The 23,832-nt window shown below is 44.3% G+C and carries 15 protein-coding genes and 2 tRNA genes; 5 read left to right on the forward strand and 12 right to left on the reverse strand.

All coding sequences use genetic code 11. The annotated features are described in order from the left end of the window. Nucleotides 1-149: 149 nt before the first annotated feature. Nucleotides 150-866 carry a hypothetical protein gene (locus ACO067_RS05610; RefSeq protein ID WP_421871682.1) on the forward strand — a complete coding sequence of 239 codons (717 nt, stop codon included), beginning with the start codon at nt 150-152 and terminating at the stop codon, nt 864-866. Between the two features lie 92 nt (nt 867-958). On the opposite strand, the gene ACO067_RS05615 is transcribed toward ACO067_RS05610, so the two are convergent. From ACO067_RS05615 to ACO067_RS05635, 5 genes are all read right to left on the reverse strand, one after another. Then, nucleotides 959-2,308 carry an alpha-amylase family glycosyl hydrolase gene (locus ACO067_RS05615; RefSeq protein WP_421871684.1) on the reverse strand — a complete coding sequence of 450 codons (1,350 nt, stop codon included), beginning with the start codon at nt 2,306-2,308 and terminating at the stop codon, nt 959-961. A gap of 88 nt (nt 2,309-2,396) precedes the next feature. Continuing rightward, the gene (locus ACO067_RS05620) at nt 2,397-3,830 is read right to left on the reverse strand and encodes a SusE domain-containing protein (RefSeq protein WP_421871686.1); all 1,434 of its coding nucleotides are present in this window, start codon (nt 3,828-3,830) and stop codon (nt 2,397-2,399) included. A 50-nt stretch (nt 3,831-3,880) separates the two neighbouring features. Beyond that, nucleotides 3,881-5,455: a RagB/SusD family nutrient uptake outer membrane protein gene (locus ACO067_RS05625; protein ID WP_421871688.1), complete on the reverse strand. Its 1,575-nt coding sequence runs from the start codon at nt 5,453-5,455 to the stop codon at nt 3,881-3,883. 19 nt (nt 5,456-5,474) lie between these two features. Continuing rightward, nucleotides 5,475-8,465 carry a SusC/RagA family TonB-linked outer membrane protein gene (locus ACO067_RS05630; RefSeq protein WP_421871692.1) on the reverse strand — a complete coding sequence of 997 codons (2,991 nt, stop codon included), beginning with the start codon at nt 8,463-8,465 and terminating at the stop codon, nt 5,475-5,477. A gap of 46 nt (nt 8,466-8,511) precedes the next feature. After that, the gene (locus tag ACO067_RS05635; RefSeq protein WP_421871694.1) at nt 8,512-10,503 is read right to left on the reverse strand and encodes a glycoside hydrolase family 97 protein; all 1,992 of its coding nucleotides are present in this window, start codon (nt 10,501-10,503) and stop codon (nt 8,512-8,514) included. 518 nt (nt 10,504-11,021) lie between these two features. Between ACO067_RS05635 and tnpA the strand changes: the two genes are divergently transcribed. Next, nucleotides 11,022-11,489 carry an IS200/IS605 family transposase gene (gene tnpA, locus ACO067_RS05640; RefSeq protein WP_421871697.1) on the forward strand — a complete coding sequence of 156 codons (468 nt, stop codon included), beginning with the start codon at nt 11,022-11,024 and terminating at the stop codon, nt 11,487-11,489. 167 nt (nt 11,490-11,656) lie between these two features. Here tnpA and ACO067_RS05645 read toward each other — a convergent pair whose 3' ends face one another. The 3 genes from ACO067_RS05645 to ACO067_RS05655 form a co-directional block, all read right to left on the reverse strand. Beyond that, nucleotides 11,657-15,031, reverse strand: coding sequence for an alpha-amylase family glycosyl hydrolase (locus ACO067_RS05645; protein ID WP_421871698.1), 3,375 nt, complete (start codon nt 15,029-15,031; stop codon nt 11,657-11,659). Nucleotides 15,032-15,498: 467 nt separating this feature from the next. Then, on the reverse strand, nt 15,499-17,100 hold the full coding sequence (locus ACO067_RS05650) for a DUF6377 domain-containing protein (RefSeq protein ID WP_421871700.1): 1,602 nt from the start codon (nt 17,098-17,100) through the stop codon (nt 15,499-15,501). Nucleotides 17,101-17,334: 234 nt separating this feature from the next. Continuing rightward, nucleotides 17,335-17,416, reverse strand: a tRNA-Leu gene (locus ACO067_RS05655). Between the two features lie 163 nt (nt 17,417-17,579). Between ACO067_RS05655 and ACO067_RS05660 the strand changes: the two genes are divergently transcribed. From ACO067_RS05660 to ACO067_RS05670, 3 genes are all read left to right on the forward strand, one after another. Further along, nucleotides 17,580-18,359 carry a LytTR family DNA-binding domain-containing protein gene (locus ACO067_RS05660; protein ID WP_421871702.1) on the forward strand — a complete coding sequence of 260 codons (780 nt, stop codon included), beginning with the start codon at nt 17,580-17,582 and terminating at the stop codon, nt 18,357-18,359. A 65-nt stretch (nt 18,360-18,424) separates the two neighbouring features. After that, on the forward strand, nt 18,425-19,045 hold the full coding sequence (locus ACO067_RS05665) for an intradiol ring-cleavage dioxygenase (RefSeq protein WP_421871705.1): 621 nt from the start codon (nt 18,425-18,427) through the stop codon (nt 19,043-19,045). Then, complete coding sequence (locus ACO067_RS05670; protein WP_421871707.1) at nt 19,035-19,643, forward strand: YceI family protein; 609 nt, start codon at nt 19,035-19,037, stop codon at nt 19,641-19,643. The genes ACO067_RS05665 and ACO067_RS05670 overlap by 11 nt, the downstream gene beginning before the upstream one ends. Before the next feature lie 132 nt (nt 19,644-19,775). Here ACO067_RS05670 and ACO067_RS05675 read toward each other — a convergent pair whose 3' ends face one another. The 4 genes from ACO067_RS05675 to ACO067_RS05690 form a co-directional block, all read right to left on the reverse strand. Next, on the reverse strand, nt 19,776-21,197 hold the full coding sequence (locus ACO067_RS05675) for an RtcB family protein (RefSeq protein ID WP_421871709.1): 1,422 nt from the start codon (nt 21,195-21,197) through the stop codon (nt 19,776-19,778). Next, nucleotides 21,179-21,703, reverse strand: a complete 525-nt coding sequence (locus ACO067_RS05680; protein WP_421871711.1) for a hypothetical protein — start codon at nt 21,701-21,703, stop codon at nt 21,179-21,181. The genes ACO067_RS05675 and ACO067_RS05680 overlap by 19 nt, the downstream gene beginning before the upstream one ends. A 59-nt stretch (nt 21,704-21,762) precedes the next feature. Further along, nucleotides 21,763-22,866, reverse strand: a complete 1,104-nt coding sequence (locus ACO067_RS05685; protein ID WP_421871713.1) for a slipin family protein — start codon at nt 22,864-22,866, stop codon at nt 21,763-21,765. Nucleotides 22,867-23,644: 778 nt separating this feature from the next. Beyond that, nucleotides 23,645-23,728, reverse strand: a tRNA-Tyr gene (locus tag ACO067_RS05690). Nucleotides 23,729-23,832: the final 104 nt, after the last annotated feature.

A 23,832-nucleotide genomic window follows, 5' to 3' on the forward strand; every position in this document is an offset into this window, starting at 1 on the left:
ATAATTAAAATCTAGTGTCATTGGTTTTGAATCAGTCAGTGCCAATGACCATTGTGCTGGCTAAAGACCATTTGAGCCATGAAAATATTCATCTTATTGGGAATAATTATTTCATGATTTTTACCGTAATTGGCAGGAAAATTCACCTTATGAAATCCATCTTATCGCTGTTTATCGTTGTGCTTGTCAGTATGCAGGTCAATGCCCAATATTCCAAATACTTCATGCCTCCGGTAGAGGATGGTCTTCTCATGACCGCCAAAGAAGTATATGCCGTCACCATTGCTGGAGATACTATCCGCGGTAGCATCAGCTCTGCCACCATGATGGATGGCCAGGTTCGCGCACTCACCATTAAGCAGGCTGATAAAACCAAAGTGAAACTCAAATCCGCGGACGTAACATTGCTGGCAGTGAAAACAACCAGATTCATGAACCAGGTAAGTGCCCTGGCTACTCCTAATATCCAGCGGGCTTCTGAAATGGATTTTGACAAAATCATGGAGCGTGAATGGGTCATTTTTGATCAGGCACTTCTCCCAAACAAAAACAAATATGCACTCATGCAGCTCCTCAATCCAGGGTTTGACAGTAAAATCAAAGTCTACATTAACCCGAACGCAAACGAAACCGGCACCTTTCAAGTACAGGGTTTGGCTGTAGCTGGAGGTGAAGACACCTCCTATCTGGTAGTAACTGAAGGTAGTAACCAAGCCGAGATTTATAAAAAGAGAAAATACGACGATGAGGCACTTACTCGCTTATACAAAGACTGCCCGGAATTCGAACAAGAATATGCAGGCGAGAAATTCAGATGGTCTGACTTTTCTGAGCACGTGCTGGTTTATGATCAGCTGTGCCAATAGAATAGTAAGGTTGTAGGTACTAGGTTCTATGTTCAGCGACTTTAGGTTGACTCAACTATGAGTCCAAGACATAGAATCTGGAACCTTACCTCCTACCTCTTCAGAATTAAATACTCATAAGCCGATAACTCAATAGTGCCACTCAGTGTAACCAACTCTTCATTCAATACATTGGTCCAATCACCCTCCAGAGCACTGCCAATTACAAGTGCACTGCCATCATTGCGTATGTTGGCTAGCACCAACACCTCCTCATCCCCATTTATACGAGTGAATGCTATCACATCAGAACTGGAGAAAGAAGTCATCGATCCGTCACTTACAGCAACAAGAGCTGCTCTAGCATTCATCACGGCTACATATTCATCGTAAATTCCCGGGTTTAGTGTCCAGTCTATGGGGTCATCTGTTAGGAAATTAATGGTAGTGGGGCGGGCTATCTCCTGTCCGTTGTAAATCAATGGAATACCACCCAGGTAAGCTGTGATCACAAATGCAGTGACAGAACCCACCGCTGTAAAGTCATCAACCACGGTACTTTCCCAGGCATACACGTCATGGTTAGTAATGTACCTGAGCTTTTCCTTACCCGATGGGATGCGATTGTATTCATTGGTATGCGCATTGATGATCGTAGTGGCAGATAAGCCATTCTCAAATGCTGATCTGATCGCGTGGTTGAAATCCCACGCATAGTCCATTTCAAATCCGGCCGAAAAGTTAGCCGTCTGGCTACCTTCAGCGAGTAGAATCAACTCTTTATCCGTGCTTTTTTTCAAATCACCAAGTGCCTGTGACCAAAAACTACTGGGCACAAAATCAGCAGCATCGCACCTGAATCCATCGATTCCTGCATTGTCTATCCAAAACTGCATAGAAGAGATCATCTCTGCTTTCATGTCGCTATTGCTAAAGTTAAGTTCTACCACATCCGTCCAGTTGGTTCCTGGAGGTGGAATCATGTTACCATTATCATCAGTTGTATACCAATCGGGGTGTTTCGAAACCCAGGCATGATCCCAGGCAGTATGGTTGGCTACCCAGTCCAGAATGACCGCAATCCCTCTACTGTGGGCATCATTGACCAGACGAATCAAATCATCCATGCCCCCATACTCTGATCCAACTGTTGTATAATCTTTAGGCGCATAGGGTGAATTCACTCCTTTCTCGATCCCAACAGGAAAAATAGGCATCAGCCAAATCACATTAGAACCCAGTTCTTCAATGTTATCGAGTCTACCCTGCACTCCCTTGAAGGTGCCTATTGAGCTTATTGCTCTCATATTTACCTGGTATACGACCATCTCTTCCAGGGATGGGATATCACTAAAAGGCTCTACAGCTACGGTAATGTCACCACCAGGATTATCTGGAGGTGTAAGACCCTCATCACCACAGGCAAGAGAAAAAAGAAGAGCAAGAACTAATAGGTATCGCATAATCATAGTATTGAAACACAGATACACCCTGAGAGTGGATTGTAATAGTCCATCTCCCAAGGTGCAATTATCTACATTAGGTTGACAGTTACTGATTTCTTATAACTTCAAAGTTCCATTTGTAAGGACTTACTGAAGTGTCAAAGCTGATTACTACGGTGTAGTTACCTGATTCGGTCACTCCAAAGTCGATAGCTGCATCCGTATGGATCAACTCACCTCGGTTGGTGAAACTATCCCTTGGACCGAAATTAATATCCCAGCCATCATTGGCTCTAAACTTCAATGCTCCGTTCACCAGATCTTCAGTCAACTCCCAGGTATTGTTGTCTTCATTGAAAGTCATTGCCGTAGAGGCATCCCAACCACCAGGTGTAGCTGTACCAATCACTCCCCACTGCACTTCGGTGAATGAATATGTCAGGTTAGTAGGGTCTACAATCACTCGATAATGACCTGCAGCAACTGGAATATTGCCTGTTCCCGTTGTAGTCAGTACTCCATCGGAATCAAACGCGTAGTTAGTACCATCCCAACCTGCCTGATCAGTGAACTTCACTTCGTGTGCGGCATTGAAGTACGCATATCCTTCGTAGTTTGTAGTCCCTTCATTGTCAAATGGATGGAGAATTACGGCATTGTTCCAGGGCTCCCATCCCGGATCGGTGAAACTCCCTGTCATGTACATCACATCCGAACCAGAATACTGAGCATCCAGCGTAGTGATGGCCGCAGTGGCTGCCTCCGCTGCAATGGACTCCTCACCAGAAGTAGCTGTCACCACAAACTCTACACTCACTTCAGTATTTGGATCTTGTCCCAGGTTTTGATCCAGGTAGAAGTTAAGCGCCTCGTGGGTAAGTGTCGTTTGTAGATCACCGGTAATCGCTACTGTCTGTGAAGACTCAGCTCCTGCTACTGACATGGCTACTGTATAGATAGTCGTATCCCCTGATCCTACTGTGGCAGCACTCCACGAAATAGTCAGTTCATTGCTAAGCGTTTCACTGGTAACAGCAACGGTAGCTGAAGAGAGTGTCGTAACTGGCGCTACAATGACATCTGCTTTGAAAGAAGTCACATTAAGGCCGATCACTCCAGAAGTCAGGTCATCTAACCCCTGTGATGAGGCCACTACTCTTAAATCCAGATCTACTGCGGTGTTCGCCTCCTGCTCCAGGGTAGAGATCACTGCAGAGTTCAAAACGGAATACGCAATGGTAGTAGATACTCCATTCACACCTGCGGCAAGGGTAGCAGCATTGGAGAAATCACCACCATCTACATCAAGCTGAATATCATAGCTCACCGCTACATCCACTCCAAAGTCTGCAGCGGCCCATGAGATCTCCAGATCTGACTCTAGATTACTTTCAGTGATCACAATACTTGATCCGTCTGTTGGAGCAGTTACTGAGGGGGCTACCGGATCAGATACCTCGTTGCCTCCATCGTCATCATCGCCACACGCACCCAAAATAAGTACTGTGAGCATCATTGCCATTAGTTTTAGTTGTTTCATGATAGTCATCGTTTAAATAATTGGTTAATAGTTTGTTGATTAGGTGATGGCTAGTAGCCATCATTTTGCGTTAAGTTTTTATTGAGTCCCAGGTCAAATGCAGGTAATGGGAAAAGCGTGAGATGTTGAGCTGTGGAAGTACCTGCCTGCACGCCACCTTTCCAGTCCCAGCGGAGGGTTCCGTTAGTGAACTGTCCGAATCGGATCAGATCGGTGCGGCGATGCGCCTCCCAATAGAGTTCTCTACCACGCTCAGCAAGTAGGAAATCAAGTGTCAAATCTGAGGTGGTAATGTTCCCGGAATTGTCACCATAGGCTCGCTGGCGCAGTTCATTCACCAAAGCCACAGCTTCTGTCATATTACCTCCAGCACCACCTCTTAGCACTGCCTCGGCGTACATCAGGTAGACATCTGCCAGGCGGAATAGCGGGAAGTCCGTGTCCACAAATGTTGGGTCCTGACCGTTTGCTCCTCCAGACGTGAGATTCTTGAATTTGCTGCATCGATAACCCTGACCAAACTGAATGGGATCGTTAATTACTGTTCCGGTTTGTCCAGTTGTCGGAAAATACGCTCGGTTATCATTACCATCAGCAAAAGCTGACTCCACAAATGAACTGGTTGGTCGGTGACCATACCAGCCTCCGCTCACACCATTAGCCGGACCATCACCGGTAGCTCCGTGGATGATGAAGGTCATCCCACCATAGTTTCGTGTATTCACTCCGTCCTCAGCCACTGCGAAAATGATCTCCTGAGTAAGTCCGTGATTATCTGCCAGAAATAACTCTTCATAATCAGACCCTAAAGAGAATGCTCCTGAGTTGATAACGAGACTGCTATATTCCACAGCTTTGTCCCATTGTGCGGTTCCTGTGTACACTTCAGCATTTAGGTAAAGCTTAGCCAAAAGCGTCCATGCCACTGCCTTGTCTATTCTGGCGTATTCATTCTTGCCTGCATCGATAAGCTCTGGAAGAGCCATCAAAAGCTCTGATTCGATGTGATCAAACAATTCTGCTCGGCTGATCTGTGGTGGTTGATAAGCTCCTACACCATCCTCTGGAAGGATGAACGGAACATTGCCCCATAAGTCCATAGCGAAATAGTAATTCAATGCCCGAAGAACAGCTGCCTCTGCTCGATAAGCTCTTACCTCATCCTGAAAATCTCCAGACAGACCGTCGATGCGCTCATCGACTGCTCGCAGGTATTCGTTGCAAAAGGCAATGTTGATGTAAATCCGCTGATAAAGCAGAGAGAGGAGCGCATTCTGGTCTCCCCATGTTTGGAAGTTGAAGGTTTGAATCTTTGGATCATTCCATGAGGAGATGGCCTCATCAGTAGTTATCTCCTGAGCTGACCAGTAGGTTCGGAGAAAAGATGTTTCCCCCTCATCAGGATTGGCAATCTCGGGATTACCAAACTCGCCCTGCTGACCTGTCAGTGTCAAACTACCATATAGTTTGGCGAGGAATTGTTTGTAGCCCTCCTCCGTATCGAACACAGTGGCTCCATTGATCACCTGATCCGAAAGGGGCTCAGTATTCAAGTCATCCAAACAAGAGGTCATGGACGACAATAGGAGAAGACTGGCGAATATTTTGATTGATATATGTTTCATGATCGTATTCATTTTGGGGTTAGAAACTGGCTTTTATGCCCAGCATGAAGGTTCGGGATCTTGGGTAGAAATTGTTGTCCATACCACCACTCACCTCAGGGTCAAGCCCTCGATAGTTGGTGATCAACAGTGCATTCTGCACGCCAACAGTGAAACTCAAGTCGGCGAACTCATTAAATACATCTGGCAGATTGTAAGTGAGGTTGACATTGTCTACTCGAAAGAAAGTCCCATTCTCTACGTAATAATCTGAAAGCCTGGTAAACTCTCCCGCATCGGTAATCTGTGTCAGATCCGCTTGAGTAGACATGTTCCGTAGATAGCCCATACCATCGTACAGATTGTAGTAGTTGCTATTGGCGGCTACATTGTTGTAGACATAGTTATTGAGATTGGCTCTTGCATTGATAGCCAGATCAAACTGCTTGTAGCTGAGCCATGTATTGAATCCGAAGATGACATCTGGATTTGGATTTTTGAGTAGGTACCTGTCATCATTATCAATGATGCCATTCTTATTTCGATCCACGAAAGCATTCGGGATCATCTTGCCGTCAGGACCATAAACCTGCTCATAGACATAGTAAGAGCGAATCGGATAACCTACTCGATAAACCTGAGCCGTTCCATCGGTGGTACCGCCTACACTACTAGAAGGTTCTGGCACAGTGTATTCCTCATCAGCACTATTGTTCAGCTTGGTCACTTCATTGCGATTGAAGAAGACATTCCCATTGAGTTTCCATCGCCAATCTCCCTGGTCAATAGCGATCCAGTTTAAGTTGAGCTCCACACCTCGATTGACCATATCACCGACATTGGTGATGAGTGTAGCCACAAAGTTGGTACCTGGTGAAATGTCCACCTGATTGAGCAAATCCGTCGTCTCCTTCTGGTAGACATCTAGACTACCTGACAACCTGTTTTTAAACAAACCAAAATCGATACCTGCATTGAACGTAGTTGTTGTTTCCCATTTCAGGTAAGCATCGTATCCGTCAGGACGAAGGGTATTGTAGAAAGTATTTCCTAACTGATAGCGAGCTGAGCTGTTGCTCAAAGTGTAGGTAGGAATGTATGGATAGTCATTATTAACCACATCCTGCTGACCAGTGACACCATATCCCAGACGCAACTTCAGGTCTGAAACCAGTTGACTACTTTTCAGAAAAGCCTCATCATGGATGTTCCAGGCAAATGCAGCTGATGGAAATAACCCGGACCGCTGATCCGGCCCGAATCGAGAAGTCTGGTCATTCCTCAAAGTGAGGGTAAGTAAATACTTGTCCAGCAATGTATAGTTGAGCCTTCCAAAGAACGAGATCAAGTAATACTCCGATGGAAAATCATTTCCACGTTGGAATACGGTCTGATCGCGGTTCCATGTAGAGTCAGTATCATGACTACTAAAGTGTGCCCAAGAATACCCAACCATCGCATCAAAGCGACTATTAATGGACTCGGCGTCTCTTTTATAACTCACATAAAAATCCAACAGCTCATTCTTTCGCTCGTTTTCATAAAGTGTAGTGCGACCACCCTCAGGTACCGGCAGATAAACCCACTGGGTACTATCAGCTACATTGTTGTGCCCTTCCGAAAAGGCATAGTCATACCCGACATTTGCTGTAGCAATTAACCCATCGATGATTTCATAATTAACTTTAAGGTTTCCAATGCTCCGTTTGACTTGAGAAGTGTTGTCTGTCAGTGCCAACTGCGCCACGGGATTGGCAGTACCCAAAGTGATGGGATTTCCGTTTACATTTTCTGGATCATCAGTCAGCGTAGTATAACCTCTATAGCGAGTATTTCCATTGTATATGGGCAAAGTCGGATTGTAAGCGATGGCATTGGCAATAGCTCCCTGCTCTGCAAAATTGTTGTTATTGATCATGCCCTTCACGTTAAGCTGCATCCTCAGCTTGTCATTGAGGAGTGTTGGGTCAAGCCCCACAGCCACAGTAGTTCGCTCGAAGTTGTAAGTCTTCAGAACACCATCAGTATTGTTATAACCCACCGAAGCGCGGTAGTCCAAATTAGGAACAGACCCTGATAAACTCACGTTGTGATCCTGACCAAATGCATCTTTATAAATAGCGTCCTGCCAGTCAGTATTGGCGTCACCTAGATAGTTCCGAGCATCGTGATCAGCAGCATACTGCTGCGTGATTAGCTCCCTGAATTCATCACCGGAATACACATTCAGTTTATTGGGTGTTGTATATAGTGAGCCAGTAAAATTGTAATCCACTTTGAGCTTCTGATTCGCTCCTCTTTTAGTGGTGATTATGATCACTCCTCCGGCAGCTCTTGAACCGTAGATGGCCGTAGCGGATGCGTCTTTTAACACGGTAAAGGATTCAATATCATTTGGGTTGATGGTCGACAAAACATTCGGTGCCCCGCCGATTCCTTTGTTATTGAGCGGCACACCATCCACCACAATCAATGGATCATTGCTGGCATAGATGGAGGACGCTCCACGGATTCTGATAGTAGAAGTATTTCCCGGTGCTCCGCTGTTGCTGGTGATGCTGACACCTGCAGCTTTTCCTTGAATCAACTCCTGCGGTGAGTTTACAGCGCCTTTATTGAAATCTTTGCTAGTCACCACGGCCACAGAGCCTGTCGCATCGGATTTCTTCACCGAACCATAACCTACCACCACTACTTCTTCTAAAGCAGCAATGTCCGTGGACATGGTTACATCCAGTTGAGTTTGACCATTCAGCTGAATCTCTTGTGTCACAAACCCCACAAAAGAAACGGTAATCACGGCATCTCCTTGCCACGAGGGAATGGTAATGGAGTAGTTGCCATTGATGTCTGTGATCGTTCCATTGTCCGTTCCCTTCACCAGGATAGTGGCACCAGGTAGGCCCTCACCTGTATCTCCGTCGGTCACTTTACCTGATAGTGTCCTGTCCTGTGCAAAGGACCACATGCTACACATGAATAGCAGCATGGGTAGCAGGTATTTCATCATTTTTAAGTCTGTCTGTATCATTTAGATGGTTATTTAATTTGGGTGGAAAGTCTTCATTGTTTTGGTATTACTCCAGCAAGTGGAACCTTATAGCTTGCCCTCCTCCAGGGGCAAGTTTCAATTGCATGGTCTGGTCAGAGGACACATTTGCGCTAGTGATGAGCACGTCTGTGGGATTGTTTTCCATATCTGCCTGTTCACCATCTGCATAGATCTGTGCCTGGTACCTTCGGTTGGGAAGTAAGAAATTGAGATCAATAGTTAGCTCACGCGGTTGCTCATTGGTAGTACTACCCAGGTACCAGTCATCACTTTTTCTGTCTTTGCGCACAATGGTCAGATGGTCTCCAATTTTAGCGTTGAGCACATGAGTCTCTTCCCAATCCGTGGGCACATCTCGGATAAACTGAAATGCTGGCTGCCCTGCATAATTCTCCGGCAGATCAGCGGCCATTTGCAGTGGACTGTAAATCGTCACATAAAGTGCTAGTTGTTTTGCAAGCGTGGTATGCACCCTGTTTTCGGGTTTGTCCTTGATGAGGATGTCGAAGATCCCCGGTGTATAATCCAAAGGACCCGCCAGGCATCGGGTGAAAGGTAAAATCACCGTATGCTCTGGCGGATTACCCTTGCTCCACGCTTCGTACTCCGTACCTCGTGCACCCTCACGGGTCATCAGGTTTGGATAGGTTCTTCTCAATCCAGTAGCCTTCACTGGCTCATGTATATCTAGTGCGATTTGGTGAGCAGCAGCCATTTCCACCACACGCTGGTAATGGCGTACCATGAACTGTCCCTGATGGTATTCACCAGCAGGTCGACGAGTCACATATCCTGTCTTCACACTGTGAATTCCATACCGCTGGTAAAACTGGAATGCCTCAGGAAGCTGATTCTCATAGTTCTCGATGTTGCCTCCTGTTTCATGATGACCGATCAACCCTACTCCATTTTGCGAAGCATATTGACTGAGATTGGCAATATCAAAATCATCATACGGTTCTAGGAAATTGAATCGACCTTCACTCCAGTCATATTCCCAACCTTTGTTCCAGCCCTCCACCAGGACTCCAGATAAGTTATTGGCTCCAGCAAAGTCAATGTATTTCCTAACGACAGGTGACGCAGCTCCATGTTTGGGTCCCTGATTCCATGTGTAGCGATCAAGGTGCATTCCCCACCAGATACCATTGTACTTACCCGGTCGTAGATAGGAGAGGTCTGCAAGTTTATTCGGTTCATTGAGATTCAAAATCAAATAGGAAGTGATTAGATCGCCAGCATTTTCTGCCACCTGAATGGTTCTCCAGGGTGTCACCGTAGGTGCTTTACCAATTACTTTGTCGCCATTGGCCCAAGGCACTAAATCACAAGTCAGATTTTGGCCTTTTGGATCTAGTGCCATTCCAGCATAATCAACCAATGCCGCTTCATGAATGGTCACAAACAAAGAATCACCAGATTCCATGGTCAATGGTGTATGTACTTTCTGACCGATTTCGCTTATTCGATTTTTCGTGAAAAGAAATTCTGAATCGATCTCATCGCCATATGCTGGTATCCACCAGGCATCCATGTCTCGGGACATGTTGAAGGCTGTCAGTTCATTGGTGATGATGAAGTCTTTGAGGTTTGGTTGTTCCGGGAACTCGTACCGAAACCCAACTCCATCGTCATAGGCTCTGAAAGTGATTTCTAAGACTCGTTCCAGCCCGGTCTTTTCTCGAAGTGTGACCGTTATAGCATTGTAGTGATTGCGAATGTTTTTGACTTCTCCCCAGGGTTGAGACCAGGTCTCATCGAAGGAAGAGGTCTCTAGATTAATAAGTTGAAGGTCGCTAGTAAGAGCAGGCTGATTCTTAAACTCAAATCCAAGTGGAGAATCCTGCACAATGACCTCACCACTCTTGCTTACGCGATAGAAAGGTTGGTCGTCGATCAGCTTGAAGGTTACCGCTATTGATCCATCTGGTGATAAAACCACGGTATCTGAAGAACAGGCTGTCGCCAACATCAGGACAATCAGTCCTGCAATCAAAGTGCTTACTCTTTGCATCATTTAGGGTTTTGAAAACATCACTATTCCGGGTCAGTAGGGTGATGAAAAATGCCCCGGAATTGGTTTTCACAAAAGAGTCAGACTTGCAAAGGATTTTCAAAAAACATGCGTTTTGTATAAAAAATAATTAGGTCAAATATGACCTAATTATTTGTATTACAAGTAGTTAATTGTTTGTGAGTGCTATTAAAATATAGATGTGATATTGAGTGAAATAGCTATTATTTTGTCCCTTTCTTTTTAAACTGAAATGCATGCGAGGTGAATTGAAATATTTTAATGCAAAATGAAATCTAAACAGGTCGCACCAACAGAGCTCACCGATAGAAGTAGCCTTTTAAATTACTAATAGATCATTCTTTTTGAGATTCAAACAGCTTAATCGGACAGCCTCGGAGAGGCGACCTGTTCTTAGAAAAGACAAATACCCTCTACCAGCCCCGGAGGGGCGGCCTGTTAAGTCATTCTTGAACTTATGATACGTTAGCAGTAAATTAACCTGATTAACAAATTCGACGATGGCCAACACTTACTCACAGATTTACATTCAACTGGTATTTGTAGTAAAAAGGAGAGAAAACCTAATACCGAAAGAACATAGAGAAGAACTTCATAAATTCATTTCTGGAATTGTGGCTAACCGGGGACAAAAACTACTAGCCATATTTTGCATGCCAGATCACGCCCATATTCTGGTCAGTATTAAACCAAGCATTGCTATATCCGATCTTGCAAGAGATGTTAAGGCTGGATCTTCTGGCTTTATCAACAAGCAAAAATGGATGTCCAATAAGTTTCAATGGCAAGAAGGATTTGGAGCGTTTTCATATTCTCAAAGTGCCGTTAACAATGTGATTCAATACATTTTAAATCAAGAGGAACACCACCGCAAAAAAACTTTCAAAGAAGAATACCATTCCTTCTTAAAAAAATTCGAGGTGGACTTTGAAGATCAATACTTGTTCGATTGGATAGACACAATCTAAACAGGTCGCTCCTACGGAGCTTAATCGAATGGTAAAACAGTCATATTACAGGTCATCCCTACGGGATTCGTTCTCTACAAACACTACTTGGGAGGTCTATGTATGCAAAAAACCGGGGCCTAAGGCCCCGGTTCTATCCAATCAAAAAAAAATGAAGAAGAAGTAGTTTACTCTTTAATCACTTTGAAGGATCTGGCCTGACCTTCAGAAAGTAACTGTAGGTGGTAGATTCCAGATTCCATTGAGCTCATGTCTAGTTGTTGATGCAGCGAACCATCGTCAGCTGTTTTTACCTTAACTGTCTGAACTTGCCGTCCGGACAGATCAGTCAGTCTCAATTCCACTTCTAAATTGCCAGCCCAGCCAGAAGCATCAAGCTTCAGATAATGAGTAGTTGGATTGGGGTAAACACTCAGAGAAAGCTGCTCTTTCAATTCATCCAGCTGCGTAGTTCTAGCGGCTGATGCAGACTCCAATGTCCAATGACTGCTATGCCAGGCGGCATTAATGGATCCATGCTGTGCATTACCGGTAAGGTTTTCTACATGTATGTAGTCACCTGACTGCCACCTGTTCCTGAATCTTTTGTGACCGTCATAGTCCTCAACCGCCCACTGGGCACTCCATGCTCCCGTGCTGATATTGGTGCTCTGTACGGTGCCAGTCAATGCCTCAATATTCATGTAATGACCGGTGGCTACATTCTGGATAGCTGTATATCCATCTACACTCACCAGTTCCCACTTGTGGTCATCTGCGCTGCTGAATCCACCATATCCCGTGTTGGTTCCTGCGTCGTAGAGATAGGTTCCCTGCCACCTGTTCTTGATGTAGTAAACAGAACCGCCACCACCAGTCTGGCTTGCAGTGAAAGTCACACTGTTTAAGTTATACCCACCACTAATCATATAAATACGAATGATTTGCGGACCGGCACTTAGCGCCACATTAGTGACTGTGACCGTCTGCCAGCTTTGCCATCCGCCTGTATTTGGTGCAGAAATTGACCCGGTTTTATCCACGCCATCAAATTCAATTCGTAGCGATCCACCTACAGCACTGGCCACTCGCACATCGACATCATAGTTTCCAGCGCTAGCGACATCTACTGTGTATTCGAGCCACTCACCACCATTGGTCCAGCCTACATTGTAGCCTCCCTCAGAGCATGCTTCTATGTCCACTCCAGTAGATCTGTACTGACCGCCATTGTTGGAGGCATCACTGTCATTATAGGACTCTCCATTAGCGCCGTTATCAAAATTCTCAGCCTCAACTGTACCAGGTAAGCTAATCACCCCATTGTATGGCGTTTGTCCGAGGGAGTTTACAGTAAGTGAAAAGTCCTGAGTAGAAGTGGCTCCACATGAATTGGTATAAGTCGCTGTGTAGGTACCTGACTGACTCACCTGTACATTAGAAAGCGTAATCTCACGAACTGAAGCAGAGTAACTGTTTGGTCCAGACCAGCTCCAATTACCACCAGTAGGCTGAGGACCAAAGGTTACTGAACCACCAGCATCCAAAGTAGCAGTGGCTGTCTGATTCCAGCTGCCGCTGTTTACATTCACATAAGGAGTGATTGTTGTTGGGTCACAGCCTCCAGGGTTGCTATTGTACCAAGTCCCATTTTGATACCAGCCATCTGTACCATTTCTGGATAGGTCGGCACTTTGATTGGTACCATCATTGAAGATCAGGTTCGTAGAAGTCACGTTGGTGAAAGTGTAAGCATACCAGCCACTTCCTTCACTGGTCATGGACACTCCTGGCCATGAACCATCTGCCAACACACCCGAAGGCTGTGCTGCCCACCAGTAAATATTGATTGCAGTTCCCCAGGAGGTGGGCTTATAAAAGTGAACAGTAAAGGTAGGAGCGGGATTTACCGTCACTGATGAACTAGCTTGAAAGCCTCCATCATTGGTGGTCACCGTGATAGTTGCCGACCCTGCTCCCACTGCTGTTACTAAACCGGAAGCACTTACGGTGGCCACACTTGTATTACTGGAACTCCAACTTACTCCCTGGTTGGTGGCATTTGATGGCTGCACGGATGCATTGAGTTGCTGGGTTAGTCCTTGATTGATGGTTATATTCGTTGGGTTCAATCCAACACCAGTTACATCTACCGTTGGTACATTCCCATTGGTCAGGACAATGTATTCATAAGCTCCCAACGTCACATTCTGACCTGTGGTCCAGATAACTGAAGTGCCGGGATTAAAAATATCGGTATAGGATCCGGCCATGCCAGACGGAATGGTAAATGATCGGTTTCCCCCTCGTGGGTTGATCAAAACAGCTACTTTCTCGCCACCACTCTCCTTAGTAAATGCGAAAATATCCGGATTAGTGTTTGCTGGATCGATGTAAGAAGTGGGTAATCCTCGTCTCAATGCCACGCTATTATTACGCGCATTGAGGATCTGTTGCATTTCCGTATAAACGGTCAAATCCTGTGACCAATTAATATTTCCAGAATTCCATGGATATGGTAGTGGATTGGTGTTACCCACTTCTATTCCATTGTAAATAAAAGGAACACTTCTGTGATAGGTTGCCAGCACAAATGCAGCCATCACCCCATTCCTACCTCCTTGAAGGAATGAAAATGGTGAACCTTCGGCATTGTAATCATCATGGTTACTTAAGAACCTAGCTACCAACTGTGTAGATCCTGCCCCATTGTATTCTCCAGCTGTAACGCCATCCAGATTGGTTACTGGCTCTCCAGAATCCCAAACTTTCTTCATGACATTCCAGTAGAAATTGGTGCCAAAGATGTAGTCAAATCCCTGGGCATAATGTGCTCCTGGCTGATTATTACCACAGGTCTGACATCCAGATTGGGTTCCTTCGTTGGACCCTTCCGCAAGCAACAAAAGGTCATGAGAAGAAATACCTCGCAGGTTGTTTACAGCATTGGTCCAAAAGGCCTGTGGAGGCTGGTCTGCCCAGTCAAAACGAAATCCATCGACATTGGCCGCAAACACCCAATACCGCATCGCATCTATCATAGCATTCGCTGCTCCCGTGTTGTTCAGGTCTATTCCTGCCACATCAGGAAAAGGACCAGCCTGTACGATATTGCCGCTACCATCTGTCTGATAGTACTCCGGATGCTGGGTAATCCAGGGATGATCCCAGCCAGTCTGGTTGACAATAAAATCGAGGATCACAGCCATGCCCATGTTGTGGGCATCTTCCACCAATCCTCGAAGATCTTGCAAACTTCCAAGATCCGGTGCTACTGCTTTATAATCTGTATTCGAATATGGAGATCCAGAAGCCTGACTGGCCGTGCTTACAGGGAAAATCGGCATCAGATAGAGCACATTGATACCGAGATCCTTGACACGTTGCAAGTTGGCTCTAGCTCCGGCAATATTTCGTGAGCTACTATACTCCCTTAGGTTCATTTGGTAAATATTAGCATCCATTCGGTTTGGCACTCCACTAAAAGGCGTGCCATACTGCGGCGGGTCTTGTGCTAGTACTAGTTGAGGGAGGAACAGCAACATCAGCATTAACGCTGACATAAGGGTCCTCAGTCTTTGGTTGAGTAAACGAATTTTCATCATTTAATAGGTTTTGGTTTAATACTTCATTCACGCGTGGAGATTGGGGGTGCGTGGAAAGCTTAGGTGAGATCAATAGACGAGCTGTCTTAAATCCCGGTAGATGTTCACTTGGTTTTTCATGTTCACTTTTGGTTAAATTCAATCAGCTACCACAATCAAGAAGTCGCATGATTTGATTTTATAAAAGAACCAAGCTGCAAAGGCAAACCCAAAATGCAGGCTCAGAATATAGAAAATATTGGAGCTCAATCACTCCTTAAGCATTGTAATTCAGTCAATTACAGAATTTAAGAGACTTGAAAAATATAGAAAATATATAGGTGCTATTTGCGGGGTATTTTGCTATTTATGCAAAAAGAGTAGCGAAATAACCAATGTTATTGCGGTATTTTTAATGAGGTGGGTGTTTACAGCAGATTATGCAATCAACTAGCCTGTATCTCCATAATCCGCTTTTCGAACTCTTCATTTGGAATGATAGACTTGCTCTTCACCCGGTTCTTGTAAGCATAAATGGTATTGACGGAGTAGCCTAAAATCTTTGCCATCTTATCACTGTCAGAAATTCCCATCCGGATGAGTGCGAAGATGCGAAGCTCCGTATTGAGGAGCTGATCCTTATCTAATACGACTCGATCCTCTTCTTTGAAAAAAGAATTGAATATCTCCACAAAATCGGGAAAGAGCTTCAAGAATACTTTATCAAAAGAATAATAAAGTTCCTCGCGCTCTTTCTTCAAGTCAATCTTGCTCATCACAAACCGGATATCTTCATACTTCTTTTGAATCAGCTTCTGATCAACCGAGCGCTTAAACTTCTCGATCTTCTCAATGTATTCCGAATTGATATTGAAATAATAACCGAGATATTCTTCTTTGATTTTATTCGCTTCAACCAGGTTGTTATTGGTTTCACTTAGGTGCAGGTTCTTATCCTGAATCACGCGATCCTTTCTGCGAAGTTTACGAAACTGGAGAAACGTGCTCACTGCAAAGAATATGGTCAGGATCGCTAATAGGGTCAACCCAATGGAATATCCCAACAACGTCTTTCGTTGGTCATCAATGTAGTTGAGCCTGGCTGAGGCTATAATAGGCAATATGGCACCTACTTCACTTTTTCGTTGTTTGGCACCATAGAAATTCGCATCATCCATGGAATGGTTAATGAACTTATAAGCAGCTTCAATTCTTCCCTGACGATAAAGCAAATCAGCGAGACTGGTCATTGCAGATGTCTCTTTGATGGCGGATTTAATATCCGAGATACAAGCCTCTGCCAGTAGGTTGATGGCCTGAGTGGTATCTCCTAACTTCAAGTGAAGGAAACTCAGCGTGGAGGCGGTGATTGCAAACTGATGATTGGTCAATTGAGCCTGCTGGTTCATCAGTTTGCTCAGGTAGTTTACCGCCTCGTCTGTACGCTCTACTCTGAGGTTATGCAAGCCTTTGAGGTAGAGAAAATTGTACGAATTTGGCTCAGACATATTCGTGGCAAACTCAATGTATTTATCTGCCATGGTCACATATCTCTTAGAATAATAGGGGTCTCTGTTGAAATCACTAATATCATAAAGCACTCGAGCCATCAACGCGTAGTAGTCAAGCTTGGTGTCATCATCAAGATCACTAATTCGAACAGTATTGAGAGTATCAAATGTTTCTTTAAACATTCCGGCAGATAATGTGGTAAATCCCAGTTGAGTTTTTGCATAACCTATTTTCCTGGGATCTGCTGTTTGATAACTCAGATCAATCAAACGCTGCGCATAAGTGAAAGCTGAATCGTATACAAAGCTTCGATATTCATTGTAGAGCTCATCTACAATCTCAAACCGGATCAGTAGATCCGCGTTTGGATTGGCGGCAAGTCGTTTCTTGAGCAAATTGATCTTTTGCTCCTTTAGAGCGACATAAGACTTCTTGTTCTCTAATACTTGATCCAACTGCTCCAGCTTACTTGTTTGCTGGGCATGCCCGACCCAAGTCATTAGGAACCCAATAAAAAGCAATGTACCTCTTGGCATAAAAATACTTCTTCAACTATCTGTGCCCTAAAGCTAATCAAATTGATGAATCAAGACTCTACTCATACTATCTCCTATTGTAAATGACCTCTACCCTGATTTTGGCAGTGAAACCAGGATATTGGTTGAAAGCACGTGCTGGTTTATGATCAGCTGTGTCAATAGTCTGAATAGCTGAATTTCACTTCAGGACACAAAAAAAGACTGATCAGTAACTGACCAGCCTTTTTTATGTGCGCACGAAAGGAGTCGAACCTTCACGCCTTGCGGCACTGCCACCTGAAGACAGCGTGTATACCAATTTCACCACGTGCGCGGATGAGATGGCAAAAGTACCGGCTAGAATTAAAAACTCGCTATAGAAGCTCACAATTTTTATAGAGACCTGTAATTCCCTGGCTATCTACTCGCATTCAAATAGATTGGTAATGGGTTTATTCAAACTCACTAACTTAAATTCTCGTTAGCTTAGAGTAATTATGATTTCGCTCCCTCTCCACATTCCCAAGTCGTCACGATACGTATTCATCCCAATCATTGGGTTAATGGTACTGGCTGTTGGTAGAGACCTTTTTTACTCCTTCAGTCACCAAAGCAGTTTTTACCTTTCAGAATCCCTTTTATTCAATTCATTCTGGGCACTTTTCCTCCCCATTGTGCTACTTAGCAGAAGAGTTGCTGGACGCTTTCCTTCAGTTCATTATACAATAATCACGGTGGTACTGACCATGTTCCACATCACGTTATTCTCTTTTACGGTTTATGCGGTTTCTGGAATTTTCATGTACCATACATTTAGTTTTTCAGGCGTTTTTGGAGAGAGTCTCAGCGATCACTGGCTGACATGCCTAATGGTGTACGGGGTTTTCCATTACCTTGAAAATGGTAGACCAAAAACGAACCCGAATAGTCCTTCATTGACTATGATCAAGGTGAGTCATCTAAATCAAAACATTTTACTGCCTATCTCAGAAGTCCAATATGTCAAAACAGAAAGGCCCTACATCGCCTTGGTCACTGCCGATAAGACTTATCTGTACAATGACACGCTCCATGGGTTCAAGGCCAAAATAGCGAGTGGAAACTTCCTACAAATACACAAGAGTACTATCATCAATTCTGACTATGTACGTTCGTACACTTCCAGAAAGAACGGTGATCATGATGTGCAAATGATGAATGGTGATAATGTGAGAGCTAGTCGCAATTATAGCCAGGAGTTTAAGTCCATAATCACTCACAGGATAGCCAGCATTTAACTCATCTTGGCCTATTCTCTGTGAAATTCGTGTCCTGTTGGCATTTTTCAGACGTACTTCATGGCATGAAACAAATCATTAGTACAGCACTCCTTATCCTATCGATCTGGTCGTGCGCTCAAGAAAAACCAACAAACTACCGACTTGTAGGTGGGCCTTGTGAAGGATGTGAGGCTATTTTCGAATACGGAGAGCGAAATCTAACGTCCATTGACACACTTCCGGATTTCAATGAAAAAGGTCCAAAAATCAAAATTAGTGGAACAGTGTATCAAATAGATGGAAAAACACCAGCGGCAGGGGTCATCATTTACGTCCATCATACCAATCAGGACGGATACTACCCACCGGCCAAGGATGCTCAAGGATGGGGAAGACGCCATGGGAGAATTCGCGGCTGGATGAAAACCAATCAAGCCGGTCAGTATGAATACTACACCTTAAGACCAGCTCCATATCCAGGAAGGACAGACCCCATGCACATTCACTACACCATATTGGAACCCAATGGGAAGTACTATTGGATTCACGACGTAGTGTTCAAGGGTGACCCTCGTCTAAAAGATTATGATGGTAGCATAGCACGAGGCGGAAATGGACTCGTGGAGCTGAAACCACAAGGCAACCTGCTTGTCGGCAACAGGGATGTTATTTTAGGCAAAAATGTGAATGACTATGAGAGGTGAGTGGGTAGTTGCATTGGTCATTTTGGTGTCCTGCTCGAGCGCATCACAGTCAGCAGAACCGCCGACTCAAAAAGCTGATTCCATCATAATATCCGATACATTGGAGATAAACCTGGCTAGGTCTATATTGCATTGGAAAGGCACCAAAATGCGTGGTTTGGGGAAGCATGAAGGTATTATAAACCTTTCAGGCGCTAGCTTATTGACTCAAGGTGATCGACTCGTTGGAGGAAGTTTCACCATCGATATGACCTCCATCCAGGTGACCGATATACCGGCCCATGAGACAGTCCCTAGAAGACGTTTGGTCAATCACCTGAAAAGTGAAGACTTCTTTGATGTGGCGAATTATCCCGTTTCCAGATTAGAAATCGCTGTGGTAAATCCAATTGGTGACAGTCTTCAGATTACTGGTAATCTGACCATTAAGGAGATAACGAAACCCATCACTTTTAATGCTTTCAAGCAGAAAAATGAGTTGACTGCTCTAATCGTTTTTGACCGATTCCGCTGGAATGTGGCTTATGAAGGGAACTTAATCGATCGAACGTTGGTGGATCCTAAAATAGAATTGAAAGTAATTTTAAAAATGGAATAAAAGAGGCCGTCTCAAAAGTGAACCAATCTCGATAATTGTCACATTGAGCTTGTCGAAATGTAGTTAATAGCACGATAATTGGTCGACAGGCTCAACCTGGCATTCGGAATTACTTTTGAGACAAACCTCTTCTTAGTCTCGCTGAGCAAATTCATTGCCCCCACACATTCTCACCACTTTCGGAGTGAACGTTCCTAGTACATCCACCAGATCTACTTGCTGCTTCATTACTTGATGAATGTCTTTGTAGGCCTGTGGTGCTTCATCCAAACCAGATCCAATCACTGTCACACCAGCTTTTTTGAGATGATTTCTCACCTCATCCTTGGATAGACTTTGCTTGGCTCTTGTTCTGGACATCACCCTACCAGCTCCATGCGATGCGGAATTGATGGAAGCTTTTTCCCCTTTTCCTCTCACAATAAAACCTGGTGCTGTCATCGATCCTGGGATTATTCCCAGCACGCCTTTACCTGCCGGTGTTGCTCCTTTTCTATGGACGATGATCTCCTCACCTTCTGCATCCTGCTCTTTCCAGGCAAAGTTGTGATGGTTCTCAACCATCGCTAGAGGCTGTTCTCCCAAAGCTTTTGCCATTCGTTCGTGGATCTGATGATGACAGGCCGACGCATAATCCCCAGCCAGATTCATCGCAATCCAGTACTCCTGACCATCTTCGGTATCCAAATCCAGCCATGCTAAATGTTTCGCTTCCGAAGGAAGTTTACACTTATCCATAGCCAGCTTGGTATAGTGTCGGGCGATGTTTGCACCCAACCCCCTAGAACCTGAGTGTGACAATACCGCCAGGTATTTACCCTTTGGCAATTTCAAGTCATTCTCATCACTTAGCAGCTCCGCCACACCAAACTCTACGAAGTGGTTTCCTCCTCCTGATGAACCGATTTGCGAGTACGCTCTATCCTTCAAGGATTTCAGAATATTGATCTCACCGAAAGACTTGTTTTCCAAGACCTCATGATCCATCGGTCTCCTAAAAGTCGCGTTTCCAAACCGCGAATTATCCTCCAATAGCTGCTTGAAGTCAGAAACTGCATCATATGAAAACAATGGCGGCAGGTCATAAAGGGTCATACACATTCTACAACCAATATCTACTCCTACTCCATATGGAATCACAGCATTTTTAGTCGCCAAGACACCACCAATCGGCAGCCCATAACCTTGATGTGCATCCGCCATTAAGGCTCCAGAGTGTGTCACTGGCAATTTCATCGCCACTTCCATCTGATGGACCGCACCCTGCTCGATTCCTTCAGCACCGTAGGTTTGATACGGAATTCTTGAAGCATTCAACTCTAGCGTTTTGTTGTGTTCAGTTTTGATAATCAAACCTTTAGCAACAGCTCCTAGCTTTTCATGCTTCTGATAGAATGCCGGATTTTCCAACACTCGCTGCAAAAGCTCTAGCTTATGCTTCTTACTCTTTCCTTTGAAATGAGCCTCCAACACTTTCATGGCCGTCCCGATTACTTTTCCTTCCGGGTAACCAAGTTGTCTCAGCTCTTTTCCTGTCAACTTTGTGGTTGCCATTTTCTAAATATTGTTTTGAATCGCTTCATGCGAATTCGTTTTACATCTTTTTTCAACTCTGCTGAGTCGTCATTGTCGGTGGATTCCATCATTGCAATACGGTATTCTTTCATCGCATTGATATAATCCCCAAGCTTCTCATAAACTACTCCGAGTTTCTTTCGAAGCATTACCTGATCAAGACTTTCAACAGTTAGAGCTTTAATCAATATATTCTTTGCATACTGATAGCGTTTTGCATTAATATGGATATCCACTAAATCACCATAAGCATCTTCATACTCAGGGTCAAATTTGATTGTCAGCATATAATGACGCTCCGCTCTTAATTTATTGACACTGTAATAATTAAAGAACCAGGCCAATGTATAATGCAGTTTGGGATAACCAGGCTCTTCGTATAAACCTGATTGAAGCAAGTCATAAGCTTGTTGATAATTCCCATCAAAGACTGCATCTTCTGCTATATTGATTAAATCCTCTAGACTTTGATCTACAATTTTCATTTTAGTATTAGGTTTTGGTGAAGCATCACCCTTCGAGTACCTCGGGGTGACAATCACCATTACTTAGCTGGAGCGAAAATCTCTCGGAGCTGGTTGACCACATGTCCGTTTCCGGAAACGGTGATCTGACCAATTTTCTCAGCGATCTTTTCTACATACTCCATCTCTTTGAGTTTCCACAACATTTCATTGTCTTCCATCAATTTTGCAGTGTTGAGCAAGCTTCGGGTAGAAGCTGTTTCTTCCCGTCTCATGATCACATTGGCCTGCGCTTTTTTCTGCGCCACCAATACTTGATTCATGATTTCTTTCACCTCGCCTGGCAAGATGATATCTCTCACACCACAATCTTGCACCACAACTCCAAGATCCGCAGCTTTCGCCTGAATCTCTTTCATCACGTATGCTGAAATGGATTCCTTTCTTTCAAGGGTTTCATCCAGCGTGTAGGTTCCAATAAAGTCTCGAAGCGCCAGCTGCACCAACACATAGAGTTGTTTTTCATAGTCTTTGTTGTCAATGACAGCTTTTGTCACATCATTGACTTTGTATTGCACCATGAAGTTCACTCGAAGTGCAGCCTTATCTCCAGTCAGGATTTCCTGACCATTGATTTCCATTTGCCTACTTCTCAGATCCACTTTCACCACTTTTATTGGGATACTGTTTTTCCAAAAGTAGTAGGCACCTGCACCTAGCTCCCTATCGAATTTACCGTCCACGAAAAGCATTCCCTTTTCATAATCCTCTACTGTAAGAATTCGGACATACCGCGCTACTTCTACTTTTTCCAAAATAGCGATTGGCACATCTTCTTTGATATCGACAGAAGTCAAATCCAGGATTTGAAATCTGAAAGCAATCAATCCTTTCCAGTAGGCATATCGACCTGGGATCAAGACATGTTTGAAGTTGTCATTTTCATAAACCAGGCATAGCTCACCATCTTTTACATTCACAATGTCCAATAGTGATGCTAGCTCCTCATCCTTGAGCAAAACATCCAGGTTTACTGGCGCGTAAAATGGCTGAGCCATATTGAACTCACGAACTGTCTCCCATGGAGACAACCAGTAAACACCTGCTGTGATTACTCGCTGGTAATCACCTCCGCGAAACACTAGTCCCACGTAGCCTACGTTGATTTTTACTCGATTCAACATTTGTTTACTCATTTAAAAAATTACACATGTGATTCTCGCTACTTGCAAGAATCGAATTTGATTTACCCCTTCCCTAAAGGGTGTCAAATTCAATTTGGGACCTCATGAGGTTGAACTATTCACCTTCAGAGCTATCACTGTTGGCCAATAATATTTTATCCACATTGTCATTCTGACGATAGGAAGAATCTTTATAGATCCTTCATTCTTCAGGATGACAAAACGTTTTCATATAAAAGAAAATGATCTCAGTGTTCCATCCGAAAATTTGGCGGAGTGTCAAATTGAGTAGGTATTTCAATGGACAGTTCATTCCTACTTCTCCTCCCTGCTCATCAACTACACAGAAGCAATCCTGAAGTACCCACTGGTCAACCCACGGTATCCTTTACACTCAAAGCCATTTCCAGACTTTTTATGAGTACATGACGGTGAAACCCCTGAGGGTTAATCTCATAAGGATCACTGCGATCATTTTCTATGGTATCTTTTGTAGAGTAGACTTCTCTTTTAAATCAAATGGAACCTAAATCCATCGCGTCTGCCAATTCCGCCAACCTAGATAACTAGGCGTGGGACTCGAACCCACACTGAAATGGTTGTTGTTCTAACCAGACTGAACTATCCTAACTTTTACATCAGGAGAGGGAATCGAACCCTCGACCTACAACGTGGTTGGAAATCCTCCAGCCAAAGCAGCATATCTCCACCTACAGGCGGACACTATGGTGCCGTACAGAAACACTCATCTGGTCTTTGTACTTTCGGTTATTTCCAGTGGGAGTAGTAGGATTCGAACCTACTCAGCTTAAAAACATCGGATTTACAGTCCGACACGACTCTCCAACTTCGTCGCACTCCCATACAGGTCACCGAATGGATTGAATAATCATTATGGTCCAATCCACCGATGACCAATCGCCTACATAATCAGAGCTTTTACAAACATCACTGAGCGAACGAAAC

Source organism: Marinoscillum sp., assembly GCF_965229915.1.
Classification (GTDB): Bacteria; Bacteroidota; Bacteroidia; order Cytophagales; family Cyclobacteriaceae; genus Marinoscillum.

Excerpts from the sequence above, each read along its gene's own strand:
- tnpA (WP_421871697.1), top strand. The coding sequence starts at position 11,022 with ATGGCCAACACTTACTCACAGATTTACATTCAACTGGTATTTGTAGTA.
- ACO067_RS05665 (WP_421871705.1), top strand. The coding sequence starts at position 18,425 with ATGAAACAAATCATTAGTACAGCACTCCTTATCCTATCGATCTGGTCG.
- ACO067_RS05625 (WP_421871688.1), bottom strand. The coding sequence starts at position 5,455 with ATGAAACATATATCAATCAAAATATTCGCCAGTCTTCTCCTATTGTCG.
- ACO067_RS05650 (WP_421871700.1), bottom strand. The coding sequence starts at position 17,100 with ATGCCAAGAGGTACATTGCTTTTTATTGGGTTCCTAATGACTTGGGTC.
- ACO067_RS05615 (WP_421871684.1), bottom strand. The coding sequence starts at position 2,308 with ATGCGATACCTATTAGTTCTTGCTCTTCTTTTTTCTCTTGCCTGTGGT.
- ACO067_RS05630 (WP_421871692.1), bottom strand. The coding sequence starts at position 8,465 with ATGATACAGACAGACTTAAAAATGATGAAATACCTGCTACCCATGCTG.
- ACO067_RS05660 (WP_421871702.1), top strand. The coding sequence starts at position 17,580 with ATGATTTCGCTCCCTCTCCACATTCCCAAGTCGTCACGATACGTATTC.
- ACO067_RS05675 (WP_421871709.1), bottom strand. The coding sequence starts at position 21,197 with ATGGCAACCACAAAGTTGACAGGAAAAGAGCTGAGACAACTTGGTTAC.
- ACO067_RS05635 (WP_421871694.1), bottom strand. The coding sequence starts at position 10,503 with ATGATGCAAAGAGTAAGCACTTTGATTGCAGGACTGATTGTCCTGATG.
- ACO067_RS05620 (WP_421871686.1), bottom strand. The coding sequence starts at position 3,830 with ATGAAACAACTAAAACTAATGGCAATGATGCTCACAGTACTTATTTTG.
- ACO067_RS05680 (WP_421871711.1), bottom strand. The coding sequence starts at position 21,703 with ATGAAAATTGTAGATCAAAGTCTAGAGGATTTAATCAATATAGCAGAA.
- ACO067_RS05685 (WP_421871713.1), bottom strand. The coding sequence starts at position 22,866 with ATGTTGAATCGAGTAAAAATCAACGTAGGCTACGTGGGACTAGTGTTT.
- ACO067_RS05670 (WP_421871707.1), top strand. The coding sequence starts at position 19,035 with ATGAGAGGTGAGTGGGTAGTTGCATTGGTCATTTTGGTGTCCTGCTCG.
- ACO067_RS05610 (WP_421871682.1), top strand. The coding sequence starts at position 150 with ATGAAATCCATCTTATCGCTGTTTATCGTTGTGCTTGTCAGTATGCAG.
- ACO067_RS05645 (WP_421871698.1), bottom strand. The coding sequence starts at position 15,031 with ATGTCAGCGTTAATGCTGATGTTGCTGTTCCTCCCTCAACTAGTACTA.